This window comes from Bacillus cereus group sp. RP32 (assembly GCF_040459735.1).
In the GTDB taxonomy this organism is placed as follows: domain Bacteria; phylum Bacillota; class Bacilli; order Bacillales; family Bacillaceae_G; genus Bacillus_A; species Bacillus_A wiedmannii.
Map to the genome: position 1 here is coordinate 4962230 of NZ_JARVHO010000001.1, position 14167 is coordinate 4976396.

Consider the following 14167-nt stretch of genomic DNA (forward strand, 5'->3'; position numbering starts at 1 on the left):
GACTATTTAACGTCAACTATATCAAATGTACAAAACTATTGTAAACAGGAAGGGGTCTCTACCTAATGAAAATTACAGCTATTCATCTTTACGCAATTCGTTTACCACTTCGCGATCCGTTTGTTATTAGTTATGGTTCTTATTCTGATATGCCTTCTATTATCGTCAAAATGGAAACAGATGAAGGCATTATCGGATACGGTGAGGGCGTCGCTGATGATCACGTTACAGGCGAATCATGGGAAAGTACTTTCCATACTTTAAAACATACACTTGCTCCTGCGCTCATTGGGCAAAATCCAATGAATATCGAGAAAATACACGATATGATGGACAATACAATTTACGGTGTTCCTACTGCGAAGGCCGCGATTGATATTGCTTGTTTTGATATAATGGGCAAAAAACTAAATCAACCTGTATATCAATTAATTGGCGGACGCTACCATGAAGACTTCCCTGTCACTCACGTCTTAAGTATCGCCGAACCTGAAGACATGGCTGAAGAAGCTGCTTCCATGATTCAAAAAGGTTACCAATCTTTCAAAATGAAAGTCGGTACGAATGTAAAAGAAGATGTAAAAAGAATTGAAGCGGTACGTGAACGTGTAGGAAATGATATTGCGATTCGCGTTGATGTAAACCAAGGATGGAAAAATAGCGCCAACACATTAACAGCACTTCGTTCATTAGGTCATTTAAACATCGACTGGATTGAACAGCCTGTTGTCGCAGACGATATTGACGCAATGGCTCACATTCGTTCTAAAACAGACCTTCCGCTTATGATTGATGAAGGATTAAAAGGTTCTCGTGAAATGCGTCAAATCATTAAATTAGACGCGGCTGATAAAGTAAATATAAAACTAATGAAATGCGGCGGCATATATCCCGCTGTAAAACTCGCTCATCAAGCAGAAATGGCAGGCATTGAATGCCAAGTTGGATCCATGGTCGAATCATCCGTTGCCTCTTCCGCAGGATTCCATGTCGCTTTCTCGAAAAAAATCATTACGAGCGTTGAACTTACAGGTCCATTAAAGTTCACGAAAGACATCGGAAACTTACATTACGACGTACCATTTATTCACTTAAACGAAAAACCAGGACTCGGCATTGAAATAAATGAAGATACATTACAAGAACTAACCGTCTTTCAAGACGTTGTACGCTAAAGGAGGATTAACTCATGACAGTTCTATACAAAGGATCATTAAAACAAAATAACGAGTCATTTCACGTTACATTACTAACACTAGAGAACATTGAACAAATCTTATCACTACAAAACGTTGTAGTTGAGGCGCTAGAGGATAAAAGTCGCTTACAACCACTCTCGTTAGAAGAGTTTCAATACATTCTAGAAGGAAACGGCATGATGATCGGTGCTTTTATCAAAAACGAACTCATCGCATTTCGTGCCCTACTCGTTCCTCCTATCGACGACGAACATTTAGGACTTGATATTGGCATACCAGAAAGCGACCTACATCGCGTCATCTATCAAGAAATTTCAAACGTTCACCCGAACAGCCGAGGAAATGGGATGCAAAAAATATTAGCGACAGTCATCATGGACGAATTACAAAACGAAGATAGCAAATACGATTACGTTTGCTGCACCGTTGCACCTTTTAACATTCCGAGTTTGAAGGATAAATTTGCGCAAGGAATGGAGATTGCTGCATTGAAGGAGAAGTATAATGGTAGTATGCGGTATGTTTTTGTGAAGGAATTGCGTGGGGATAAGGAAAGAAATTGGACGGATGTTAAGAGTGTTCCGATGAGTGACACTGTTGGACAGCAGGCTTTACTTTCGGAAAGTTATCGTGGATATGAGATGGAAAAAGTGGACGGAGATTTTGTTGTGAAATTTGGGCGATAATCTATATACCTGAAAAAAGGAGATGTATGCTGTGACATCTCCTTTTACTTTCTCTTCATTGAACATATCGATTGCAACTCCAAATATATCAGCGATTTTCGATATCTATCGGCGCAACTTCAAATATATCAGCGATTTTTGAATTATATCGACTTACCGACAAGTATTGACAATAATCGCAACCTATATAAAGTTCACCACTAAACCGTCATCTTCCAACTAGATAACGCTAACCAATTCTCCATTTCCTTATAATCAGGCATTATCTTCCCGACAAGACGCCAAAAAGAGCGATCATGATTCAAATGAACCATATGACACATTTCATGGACAACTACATAATCAATTACTCGCTGTGGTGCCATCGCTAGTTTCCAATTGAATGTTATCTGTAAATTTGAATCACAAGTTCCCCACGTACGACTACTATCTGTAATACGAATAGAACGTGGTTTTGTTTTGAAGTTACTTTGATGCACTTTAATACTCTTCTCTACTAATGACTTACACTGCTTATAGTAAAATCGTTTTAAAGCCTGCTGGATTTTCTCATCTTTAAGCTCTTTCACATAAATGTGTAACTTATCTCCTTCAAACACTGCATTGTCTTGCGTAATACTTGTATCTTGGGAGATCTGTATCGGATACGTACTTCCTAAATACAGAAAACCCTCTCCTTGATCATAATCCTTTTCCTGTGGTCCAAGCGCTCGCTCCTGCATTTCCTTACGTGTTTTCTGAATCCAATCCCACTTCTCCTCCAGCAGCTGGACTAAGTATTCAACAGGTGTCCCTTTCGGAGCCTGCACTTCCACATTTCCATACGAATCTACAAAAAGACGCACGGACTTTTTCTTCTTATAAGTTATATGAAAATTAATCGTCTCACCTAAATATGTATGTACCATTTCATCACCTAGTGTATTATTTTACAAATAAAAAAGAATAGGACACAAACGCCCTACTCTATCTATTATATCATTTATTGATTCACCGAACTTATTATCCTCTGTACTTTACACCTAATCCCTTAATGAAATTCCTTGCGTATCTATCGCCACACTCTTTGTAATTTTTATGGCCTTTCTTTCTTAATAGAGCGCCTAGTTCTCCCTTTGTTACTGTAACGCCTACGCTATCTAATATATCAAGTACATCCTCACTCGTTAATGAAAGTGCAATTTTCATTTTCTTTAGAAGAAGGTTATTCGCACTCTCTTTGCTTTGTACAGGTGCCGGTTGTCCTGGTTTCGGATCCTGCTTCCCTCTTTTTAAAGTAATAAATCCATTTAAAAATGCCTCTAACATCATCATATCGCATGTTTTTACGTACTCATCTTCGATTACATCATCATTTTCAGATTCATGCTGAGGAGCTCTCTTTATTTTTGTAAGCATATCAACTACGTCTTCTTTCGTTACTTCCATACCACCAAGTTTAAAGATTTCTACCATATCTATATCTCTTATATCTAAAGCGTACCTTACTCTTTTTAATATATCGTTGTTGCTCATTGCCATTGTTTTGCCTCCTGAAATGTTGATTATATTAATGCTTTTAGCATGTGTAAATGAATGTCGTTAAGGTACTACTTTAACATTTTAATGGGAGGTTTTGTAGTCTTAGGTGGATTAATGCTTATGGGGGTGATTTTATTTATTATTAAGAGATATTTCTAATAACGAATTTATTGTATTAGAAATTAAGAAAGGTCCTATCGATAGAAACGCCTTTAATCAAATACTGTAAAAGGTATTTTAGTTGGTAGTGGGATAGCTCCTTCCTTTAAGGATGATATTAATAAAGCAAACAAGGATGGAATTTACCATTAATTAACACAATTAAAAATGGACTAACCTAATATAGGTTAGTCCATTTCTTTTTATGCAACTCTAATTTAGTAGGCAACTCAAACGTGAATGTTACGTAAAATTCAAGTGAAATATATTGATTATATTTACTTAAGTTTTACTTTTTATTTATGGTACAGTTCACCTTAATTAAAATGAAGCAAACACTCCATTCCCTCTAACTTTCAAAAATTACACTGTTTCACTATCCCCATCTTTATTAACACTCGCCTCAAACTTATCAAGCAATGCTCGCACTTCATCCGTCGATTTTGTGCTCATTAATTGATTTCTTAGTTCAGCACTAGAGATTTAAATATTTCCTCTTAAATTCTACCGTAGCATTAATTAACAAAAAAAGTAGCATTAATTTGCTACTCTAGAACATTGCCTCTTCACTTCGACTAATCTTATTTATATATTACTGACATGAATCAAATTTTTCAAATTCCCCACCTAATTTTTCACTAAAATTGCCATGTAAGCCATTGTTGTTAAGTCATTTTCCTTCAGTAAAGTGAATATTTTTTTTAAATACACCGTGTTATGTTCAACAGTTTTAGCAAAAGATTGCATAAGCTTAATTACTAAATCGTTCGTTAATCCTTTATGGAAACCTGCCATACCGATTAAATGGAGTTTTATCATTGAATAGTGAATGATTAGCATAACATAATCGTTGAAAAGCGTCTTCTGTCCGAGCGGGAACAAGTTTTTAAATACATAATTGACTAAGTAGTTTTCTAAAATGTACTCATGTTCTGTCATAAATGGTTCATAAAATTGTTCATACGCTTTTTTATAGTGCTCTGTAACTTCCTCAATAGATGCTTCTTCTGTATATTGAATCCCTTCTAACATCTCTTTTAAACAATCAATGTATCGTTGACTTGTAATTGATTGGCTAACACGATACTCCACTAATTCTTTACATAGTTTCATTTGCAACGCTAGCTGGGTAGGTATTTTTTCAATGTGTTCTCTCATTCCTTGATTAGCCATCCCTTTAGTAAACTGAGAAATGGTATCTGGAATTCCATGAACATCACCTTGATCAATTTGGGTTTGTATCTTTTGATAGAACATGCCTAAAATAATTAGACGCTCCGCTAAAGTATAAGATCGATCTTGTATAACTTGAATAGAAAAAATACGTAATTCCCAAAAATATTTTTGTTGCATATTTTTTCCTTTCAAGTCATGAGTTCTTAAAGTTTTTCCAATCACTTCACGATTACCGACTGGCTCCTCTATCTCCTCAAAATCAATTCCATTTGGATTCAACAACGCTAAACGTGCGACTTCAGGACATGAAATAGTCGCTGATTTCTCAATCACACCGTTAATACTATTAATAGAACGCGGGTAAAACGTACAAGTATTACATAAATAATCTTCGCCTAAATTTAATTGTACCTTACAAAGATTCTCTTCGGATAAGAAAGAACACCTTCCTTCTTTATCCATTTTAATTTTGGCGTAAGAACTAGTAGTAGGGTTTGAGCGTTCTCTTGTTACTTTCTTTTTGAAAAGTGGTTTTAATTCCAAATCACGTGATTTTTGATATTTTTTATAAGTATCTTCATCAACATTGACTCTCCATCCGATACAACAAGAATCTTCACACTCTGATCCTATACAAGAAAATTGTTCCATATATTGTGGAACGAGTAGCGGTCGAGTTTTTGTGCTATTTTCCATGGTACTGGTCTCCTTAATTAATATTACATAGTTAACATAGACGTCTTTGTTAAATCCACCTATGTTAACTATGTAATAGATAAAATTTTCTATATATATGAAATACACGCTATTCAATTGTATATTAAGAAATAATGATTTTCAATGCAGGAATTTTTCTTTATCAGTTACAGAAAATGATACAAAGAATATTATGATTACTTTACGTCCAGTATCTGCCAAGAAATCCGCTAGTATTTATTCTTCAACTAAAAACAAATCTAGGCTCAAGAATAGAGCACAACATTCTGTCTTTATAGGCCTTCTGAAGATCAAATTAAAAATTTCAATTCAGTTCATTAGCTCTATTCAAATAAAAACAGATAAAAATCCAAACTCCTCCTTCAGCATTTGGATTTTCATCTGTCTGTCTATTCAAACCACTTCTACACCCCAGCCTCAAACTCCATATATATAGAGTATACGCGGGAACATAAAGGTGTTGGTTAGTTCGATACATTTATAAAACTGTTTTCTTTCTATCGTAATCTACAAAAAACGCAAAACTAAATAAATAGAATCCAGCCCCTCTACTTCAGGGAGTTACACCGTTTCACTACCTTCTACCACATTAACACTCGCCTCAAACTTATCAAGCAATGCACGCACTTCATTCGTTGATTTCGTACTCATCAATTGATTTCTTAGTTCAGCAGCTCCTGGGAAGCCTTTTACATAAATTTTGAAGAAGCGATGTAGTCCTGTGATAGAGCGTGGTAATACTTCTGCATATTGATCTTGAAGATCGAGTTGTAGTCTTAAAAGATCTAAATGTTCTTTACTGCTATGCTCTCTTGGCTCTTTTTCGAAAGCAAATGGATTTTTAAAGATACCTCTTCCGATCATAACGCCATCAATACCGTATTTTTCAGCAAGTTCCAGCCCAGTTTTACGGTCAGGAATGTCTCCGTTTATTGTTATTAGCGTATTTGGTGCAATACGATCACGTAATTTTTTAATTTCTGGAATTAGCTCCCAGTGCGCATCGACTTGGCTCATTTCTTCTCTTGTACGTAAATGAATAGAAAGGTTTGCGATATCTTGTTTGAAAATATGCGTTAACCAATCTTCCCATTCGCTTAACTCTTTAAAGCCCAGTCGTGTTTTTACGCTGACAGGTAGTCCGCCTGCTTTTGCTGCTTGAATAAGTTCTGCCGCAACGTCTGGGCGTAGAATAAGGCCACTACCTTTTCCTCTTGATGCTACGTTCGGTACAGGGCACCCCATGTTAATATCGATGCCCTTAAATCCCAACTCTGCCATACCAATACTCATTTGGCGAAAATATTCAGGATTATCTCCCCAAATATGCGCCACTATCGGTTGTTCATCTTCTGTAAAAATTAAACGGCCACGTACACTTTTCATACCTTCTGGATGACAATAGCTATCCGAGTTTGTGAACTCTGTGAAGAATACATCTGGGCTACCAGCTTCACTTACTACGTGACGGAAAACAACGTCTGTCACATCTTCCATTGGTGCAAGTACAAAAAATGGTCGTGGTAAATCACGCCAAAAATTATCTATCATTTCAAATTCAAATCCTTTCAATATGAATGTAATTTCAAACTCTCAATTTATAATTTATGAAAATCAGCAATATTTATTTTAACTAAAATCGCTTATAAATGGTATTTTTGTAAACCAAAAAGCAGATGGTATAGATTCTCCTATATCAACTGCTTTCCTATTATACCAACTTAAGCCAAGCCACACACTCCACATGAGTCGTATGCGGGAACATATCAACAGGTTGTACTTCCTGCGTTTTATATCCGCCTTCTTCTAGTACTTTTAAGTCACGTGCTAATGTTGCTGGGTTACATGATACGTATACGACACGTTTTGGTTTCATGTCGATGATTGTGTTTAGTAGTGCATCATCACAACCTTTACGCGGTGGATCTACGACCATTGTGTCGGCGATTATGCCTTCTTTGTACCATTTTGGAATAACTACTTCTGCTTCTCCTACGCCAAACTCAGCGTTTGTCATGTTGTTTAATGCTGCGTTTCGGTTTGCGTCTTCGATTGCTTCTGGGACGATTTCAACGCCGTACACTTTTTTCGCTTTTTGCGCTAGGAATAAGGAAATTGATCCAATTCCGCAATAGGCATCAATTACTGTTTCGTTGCCATCTAATTTTGCGTATTCTAACGTTTTATCGTATAGTACTTTCGTTTGTTCTGGATTTACTTGATAGAATGAACGTGCTGAAATTGCAAATTTAATGTCACCGATAAAGTCATAAATGTATTCTGATCCGTACAGTACTGTCGTTGTGTCTCCGAAGATTACGTTTGTACGTTTCGTGTTTACGTTTTGAACAATCGATTTTACTTCTGGGAATTTCGCTGCAATTTCTTCAATGATTGCTTTCTTGTTTGGTAATTCTGCTGTACGAGTAATGAAGACAAGCATGATTTCCCCTGTTACTTGTCCGTAACGAGCCATTACGTGGCGAAGTGTTCCTTTATTACGCTCTTCGTTGTATGCCGAAATACCGTGTTTTTCACAAATACGTTTTACTTCCTGGATTAATGTATCGTTTTCTTCTGCCTGAATTAAACATGATTCCATATTAATAATGTCATGTGTTCCTTGGCGATAGAAACCAGCGACAAGTCCACCTTCACGTTCTCCAATTGGTACTTGTGCTTTGTTACGGTATACCCATGGGTTCTTCATACCAAGTACAGGGTGCACAGGAACATCGCTTAATCCGCCAATACGCTGCATAACGTCACGTACTTGTTTTTCTTTCGCTTGTAATTGTCCTTCATATGTTAAGTGCTGAAGCTGACAACCGCCGCACTGATTGTACACTGGGCATTCTGCATCTTTACGATATGGGCTCTCTGTATGAAGCTTCATTAAACGACCAAATGCGAAGTTTTTCTTCACTTTAATAATTTTAATTTGTGCTTCTTCACCTGGTAATCCGTTTTTAACGAAAATAGGATAGCCCTTTACTTTCGCAACACCGGCACCATCATGTGTTAAATCTTCAAATACTACATCTATAAAATCATTTTTCTCAACTGGTGGCGTCATTTTTGTACTCATTTTCCGACCTCTCTTTTTCATAACACTGCGTTACATTTTATCATACTTATATGGTCTATTTCTATCGGAAGAAAAAAAGCTATTGACGATAGTTCTCTGTTAATGTTACGCTACTACTAATTTAATACGGACGATGTTACCTCATATATATTCGATAATATGGATCGAGAGTTTCTACCCGGCAACCTTAAATTGCTGGACTATGGGGAAAACTAATGAATATTAGCCTATGTGCAAAAAAAGACTCATATTGATTAGCTTTCTCTCATAGATGAAAGTGAATCCATATGGGTCTTTTTTTATTTTTATTTTTCTAAAAGGTCAGACATCTTACGTATGACATAAAACCTCTTTGTTTTATTTTTAGTAATATAACGAGCGTTTTATGTACAAACTTTATACGAACTTCTGAAAGGGGCAACTACATGCAATATGTAATGAGCATTATCGGTATTCTTGTCGTTTTAGGTTTATGCTTTGCTTTGTCAAACAATAGAAGTAAAATCAACTTCCGTGCAATTGCTATTATGATTGGTTTCCAAATTTTAATCGGTTGGTTTATGTTTGGCACAAAAATTGGTCAACAAATTATTATCTTCATTAGTAAAGTTTTCAACAAACTAATTAAACTTGGTACGACAGGTGTCGATTTTCTCTTTAATGGAATTCAAAGAGATTTTGTCTTTTTCTTAAATGTATTATTAATTATCGTATTTTTCTCAGCACTACTTTCTATCTTTAGTTATTTAGGTGTTTTACCATTCATCGTTCGCGTTGTCGGTGGTGCAATTTCAAAAATTACTGGTTTACCACGCGTCGAGTCATTCCACGCAGTAAACTCTGTATTCTTCGGTTCAAGTGAAGCGTTAATCGTTATTAAAAACGATTTACAGCATTTTAATAAAAACCGTATGTTTATTATTTGTTGTTCTGCAATGAGTTCCGTTTCTGCTTCTGTTACAGCATCATACGTAATGATGTTAGATGCGAAATATGTACTAGCAGCTCTTCCACTAAACTTATTCTCAAGCTTAATCGTTTGTTCGCTATTAACACCAGTTGATACGAAAAAAGAAGATGAAGTGATTCAAAAATTTGATAGAACTTTATTCGGAGACAGCTTTATCGGCGCAATGATTAACGGTGCGCTTGATGGTTTAAAAGTAGCTGGTATCGTTGCCGCATTAATGATTGCCTTCATCGGTGTGATGGAAGTTGTAAACTACGTAATTAGCGCAGCTTCAGGTGCAATGGGATATGCTGTTACTTTACAACAAATCTTCGGTTATATACTTGCTCCATTCGCATTCTTAATGGGTATTCCAACTCAAGATATTATCCCAGCTGGTGGAATTATGGGTACGAAGATTGTATTAAACGAGTTTGTAGCAATCCTTGATTTAAAAGGTGTTGCATCAACATTATCTCCACGTACAGTCGGAATCGTTACAGTATTCTTAATTAGCTTCGCAAGTATTAGCCAAATTGGTGCGATTGTAGGTACAATCCGTGCCCTTTCTGAAAAACAAGGAAGCATCGTTTCTAAATTTGGTTGGAAAATGCTATTTGCATCAACACTTGCTTCTATTTTATCTGCAACAATCGCTGGATTGTTTATATAATAAAAAAACTCCACCTTACTTCTCCTTTTTCAAAAGGAAATTTAGGTGGAGTTTTTTTACTTTCTTCTATATGTATTTTTATGTAAACTCCACCAGAAAAATATAAGGTTTTTTCCGAATTATTCCAAAAATGTATTCCCCTCTATATTCTATAGTGATATGATGTACAAGGGTATAATTCAAATTTTTAAAATCGAAAATTTGAGTTAGTGTCACTTATACGAATGATAATTTCAAGACATAAGTGATGATAATTAAAACACAATAGAAGGATGATAGAATGAAAAAATATACATATATCGCTTTACTTTCTTCTGCTATTCTCGTAGGTTGTAACACTAGTAGCACTAGTGATAAACAAATAAAAGAAGCAACGGCGAAACAAACAGTTGAACAAAAAAAAGCGAAAGCGGTTGAACTGCCTTTAACACAAGGAATTATTACATGGGATCCGTATGAATATAACGCACAAAACACCACGCTTTATACAAAGGACTTAAGAGATTCATTCACACAAGTGCGTTACAATATTTGGCGTACTACTGATGGTCCTGAAAACAAACAAACTTTTACTTCACAAGAAAAAGAACGTGACTTTGCCCTCCCACTACATTTAAAATCATTTCATTTAAAACGTGGCGAATTTCAAATTGAAACAGTAGGAATCAAAGAAGATCATACTGAAACAAATCTAGTAACATCTAAAATTACATTCCAGCAACATGTACCCGTATTAATGTACCATGCGATTGAAAAATACCCTGGACCAAGTGATGGGGATTACGGCTTATACGTACCACCTGAGCAATTCGAAAAACACATGCAATATTTAAAAGATAACGGTTATACGATGCTTACATTTGAACGTTGGAATGATATAAATCGTGTAAATAAACCTGTTTTTGTAACGATGGATGATGGTCGAAAAAATAATATGAACGCTCTTCATATTTTACAAAAATTAAAAGATGATAGATTTCAACCTACGGCTACTGAATTCCTTACTGCAAATGAGATAGACAAACCAAATCGTCTATCAACAGATGAGATAAAACAAATGATGGATTCAGGCATTTTTTCTATTCAATCACATACTGCTAATCATACGATGATGGCTCATTCAAGCAATTATGATGAGGAATTACGTAGTTCGAAAGAAAAAATCGAAGCCCTTACTGGTAAAAAGGTCATCGCTCTCGCCTATCCAGTAGGTTCTTATAATGACCCAGCTGTTGAAGAAACAAAAAAACATTATGAGTTCGCAGTAACTACTGATCACGGTAATCACATTACAAAAGGGATGCCAAACGAACAGTACTTAATTAAACGCCACTTTGTAGGGCCTAATACATCAATGGAAAAATTCATATCTCTTATAAAGTAAAACTTTAATCAGTGAGGGTTTTGTTCACCCCACTGATTATTAGCCCTCACCAATCGGGCTTTTACGGGCAGTATGTCCCCACCTCTCTTACAGCGGTGGGGATTTTAAATACGTATGCAACATAATACACAATAGAAGGTGATTTTATGAGAAAATACGCAGCAATCGCTTTATGTACGTCTGCCATTTTAGCTGGCTGTAACAGTAGCAATGTAAATCAGGAACCTAAAAAAGAGAAAAAGGTTCAAGAAGTTAAGAAACAAGAAGAGACTGTGCAAGAACAAGGTAAAATTTCTTATCATCCGATTACACACGAATCTACAAACACTACTATTCATATGACAGATATAAAGGATACTTTAAGTGAGGTACAATATAAAATTTGGCGCACAGCTGATGGGAAGGAAAGTGCTAAATCTTTTTCTTCTAAAGAAAAGGAGAAACAATTTACACTTCCTTTTGACATAAAAGAATTTGAAGGAAAACGCGGTGAGTTTCAAATTGAAGCAATAGGAATGAAAGAAGATGGGAAAAACATTCCACTCACAAAATCTACTATTATTTTCGAGCAAAAGGTTCCCGTTCTTATGTACCACGCAATCAATGATTATCATGGACAAGGCATTAAAGATTTATTCGTATCACCTGCTAATTTTGAAGCCCAAATGAAATATTTAAAGGACAACGGCTATACATTACTAACTTTTGAACGTTGGGGCGATATTAATAAAGTAAATAAACCTATCTTTGTTACATTTGATGACGGTATGAAAAATAATATGAATGCATTTCATGTTTTACAAAAACTAAAAGACGATACGTTTAAACCTACAGCAACAGAATATATGATTGTTGATAACGTTGATGTAGAAGGATCACTTTCTACATCTGACATAAAAGAAATGGTTGATTCCGGCATTTTCTCTATGCAATCTCATACTGCAACACATGCAGACTTGCCGAAAATTACAAACTATGAAGAAGAATTAAAAGAATCAAAGGAAAAGCTAGAGAAAATAACAGGTAAGCCTGTTATTGCAGTTGCTTATCCATTCGGTCATGTGGATGATAAAGTTGTTGCAGAAACGAAGAAATATTATCAATTTGCGACGACAACAAAATCCGGAAAGTTCATCACAAAAGGTGAACCCGATGAATTATTAAAAATGAAGCGTGTTCGCATACACAATTCGACGACTGTAGAACAATTTGCTTCTTCGATTAAATAACGATGAGAGCTCAATATATTTTGAGCTCTCTTTTCACGCTATATTTATATATATTTTTTGAATTTTCTTGTATTATATATAGTAAGAAATCTTTCAAATTAAAGGAGATTATACATATGTCATTTGAACAAACGTTAGAGAAATATGCTGCTCTTGCAGTCAATGTTGGTGTTAATATTCAACCAGGACAAACACTATCAATTAGTGCACCTCTTGAAGCTGTACAATTTGTGCGCCTCGTTACAGAAAAAGCATATAAATCTGGTGCAAAACACGTATATGTGGACTGGAATGATGAGACGTTAACACGCTTAAAGTTCGACCTAGCTCCTGAAGAAGCATTCGCTGAGTTCCCATCTTGGAAAGCACACGCTCGTGAAGAATTAGCAAAAGAAGGCGCTGCATTTATGTCTATTTATGCAGAAAACCCGGATTTATTAAAAGGTGTAGAAGCAACGCGTATCGCAACAGCTCATAAAGTAGCTGGTGAAGCAATGAAAGTATACCGTGATTACGTACAAGCTGATAAAGTAAGCTGGTGTGTCATTTCTGTTCCTACGAAAGAATGGGCTGCGAAAGTATTCCCTGACGTTGCACCAGAAGAACAAGAAGCAAAACTATGGGATGCTATTTTCAAAGCTACTCGTGCGGATTTAGAAAATCCTGTGGAAGCATGGAAAAAACACGATGAAACGTTACATACAAAAGTTGATTACTTAAACGAAAAGCATTATAAAGCCCTTCACTATACAGCTCCTGGAACAGATTTAACGATCGAACTTCCAGAAAAGCATGTATGGGCTGGTGCTGGTAGCTTAAATGAAAAGAACGTACCATTTATGGCGAACATTCCAACTGAAGAAGTATTTACAATGCCACTTAAAACAGGTGTAAACGGCCAAGTATCTAGCACAAAACCGTTAGCATTTGCAGGTAACATTATCGATAACTTCACGTTAACATTTGAAAACGGACGTATCGTAGACTATAAAGCTGAAACTGGTGAAGAGGCTTTAAAACATTTAGTAGAAACAGATGAAGGCTCTCACTTCTTAGGCGAGGTTGCTTTAGTACCTCATGATTCACCAATTTCAAATACAAATATTTTATTCTACAATACACTATTTGACGAAAACGCATCTTGCCACCTTGCAATCGGAAGTGCTTATGCTTTCAACTTAGTTGGTGGAAAAACAATGTCTAAAGAAGAACTTGCCGAAAATGGAGCAAACAATAGTATTACACACAACGACTTCATGATTGGATCAGCTGAGCTTGATATCGATGGTATTACAGATGATGGAAGACATGAACCAATCTTCCGTAAAGGTAACTGGGCATTTTAATAAAAACAAAAGGCTATCTTCCACACCGGAAGATAGCCTT

The 14167-nt window shown here is 35.9% G+C and carries 11 protein-coding genes, 1 pseudogene and 1 riboswitch; of the genes and pseudogenes, 6 read left to right on the top strand and 6 right to left on the bottom strand.

Features of this window, described 5'->3' with window-relative positions:
• Window positions 1-65 precede the first annotated feature (65 nt).
• Both QCI46_RS25495 and QCI46_RS25500 read left to right on the top strand, forming a co-directional pair.
• Window positions 66-1175: a mandelate racemase/muconate lactonizing enzyme family protein gene (locus QCI46_RS25495; RefSeq protein ID WP_353841714.1), complete on the top strand. Its 1110-nt coding sequence runs from the start codon at window positions 66-68 to the stop codon at window positions 1173-1175.
• A 14-nt stretch (window positions 1176-1189) separates the two neighbouring features.
• Window positions 1190-1885, top strand: coding sequence for a GNAT family N-acetyltransferase (locus QCI46_RS25500; RefSeq protein ID WP_353841715.1), 696 nt, complete (start codon window positions 1190-1192; stop codon window positions 1883-1885).
• A gap of 200 nt (window positions 1886-2085) precedes the next feature.
• On the opposite strand, the gene QCI46_RS25505 is transcribed toward QCI46_RS25500, so the two are convergent.
• The 6 genes and pseudogenes from QCI46_RS25505 to rlmD all read right to left on the bottom strand — a co-directional run bounded on the left by QCI46_RS25505 (window position 2086) and on the right by rlmD (window position 8546).
• Complete coding sequence (locus QCI46_RS25505; protein WP_353841716.1) at window positions 2086-2793, bottom strand: M48 family metallopeptidase; 708 nt, start codon at window positions 2791-2793, stop codon at window positions 2086-2088.
• Between the two features lie 94 nt (window positions 2794-2887).
• Window positions 2888-3406, bottom strand: coding sequence for a YehS family protein (locus QCI46_RS25510; RefSeq protein WP_353841717.1), 519 nt, complete (start codon window positions 3404-3406; stop codon window positions 2888-2890).
• 522 nt (window positions 3407-3928) lie between these two features.
• Window positions 3929-4042 (bottom strand): annotated as a pseudogene (locus QCI46_RS25515) (tRNA-dihydrouridine synthase); the annotation flags it as partial.
• A gap of 150 nt (window positions 4043-4192) precedes the next feature.
• On the bottom strand, window positions 4193-5437 hold the full coding sequence (gene fliB, locus QCI46_RS25520) for a flagellin lysine-N-methylase (protein ID WP_327972168.1): 1245 nt from the start codon (window positions 5435-5437) through the stop codon (window positions 4193-4195).
• 582 nt (window positions 5438-6019) lie between these two features.
• Window positions 6020-7009, bottom strand: a complete 990-nt coding sequence (locus QCI46_RS25525) for a tRNA dihydrouridine synthase (RefSeq protein ID WP_048560156.1) — start codon at window positions 7007-7009, stop codon at window positions 6020-6022.
• A gap of 160 nt (window positions 7010-7169) precedes the next feature.
• Window positions 7170-8546 (bottom strand): 23S rRNA (uracil(1939)-C(5))-methyltransferase RlmD, encoded by a 1377-nt coding sequence (gene rlmD / locus QCI46_RS25530; protein WP_016133496.1) that lies wholly within the window; start codon window positions 8544-8546, stop codon window positions 7170-7172.
• A 121-nt stretch (window positions 8547-8667) separates the two neighbouring features.
• Window positions 8668-8769: riboswitch (purine riboswitch) on the top strand.
• A 202-nt stretch (window positions 8770-8971) separates the two neighbouring features.
• On the opposite strand from rlmD, the gene QCI46_RS25535 reads away from it, so the two are divergent.
• The 4 genes from QCI46_RS25535 to QCI46_RS25550 all read left to right on the top strand — a co-directional run bounded on the left by QCI46_RS25535 (window position 8972) and on the right by QCI46_RS25550 (window position 14127).
• A complete protein-coding gene (locus QCI46_RS25535) occupies window positions 8972-10168 on the top strand; it encodes a NupC/NupG family nucleoside CNT transporter (protein ID WP_001200510.1) in 1197 nt (398 codons plus the stop codon).
• A gap of 280 nt (window positions 10169-10448) precedes the next feature.
• Window positions 10449-11552, top strand: coding sequence for a polysaccharide deacetylase family protein (locus tag QCI46_RS25540; protein ID WP_353841718.1), 1104 nt, complete (start codon window positions 10449-10451; stop codon window positions 11550-11552).
• A gap of 146 nt (window positions 11553-11698) precedes the next feature.
• The gene (locus QCI46_RS25545; protein WP_353841719.1) at window positions 11699-12781 is read left to right on the top strand and encodes a polysaccharide deacetylase family protein; all 1083 of its coding nucleotides are present in this window, start codon (window positions 11699-11701) and stop codon (window positions 12779-12781) included.
• 116 nt (window positions 12782-12897) lie between these two features.
• Entirely contained in the window at window positions 12898-14127 is a 1230-nt protein-coding gene (locus QCI46_RS25550; protein WP_353841720.1) for an aminopeptidase, read from the top strand.
• Window positions 14128-14167: the final 40 nt, after the last annotated feature.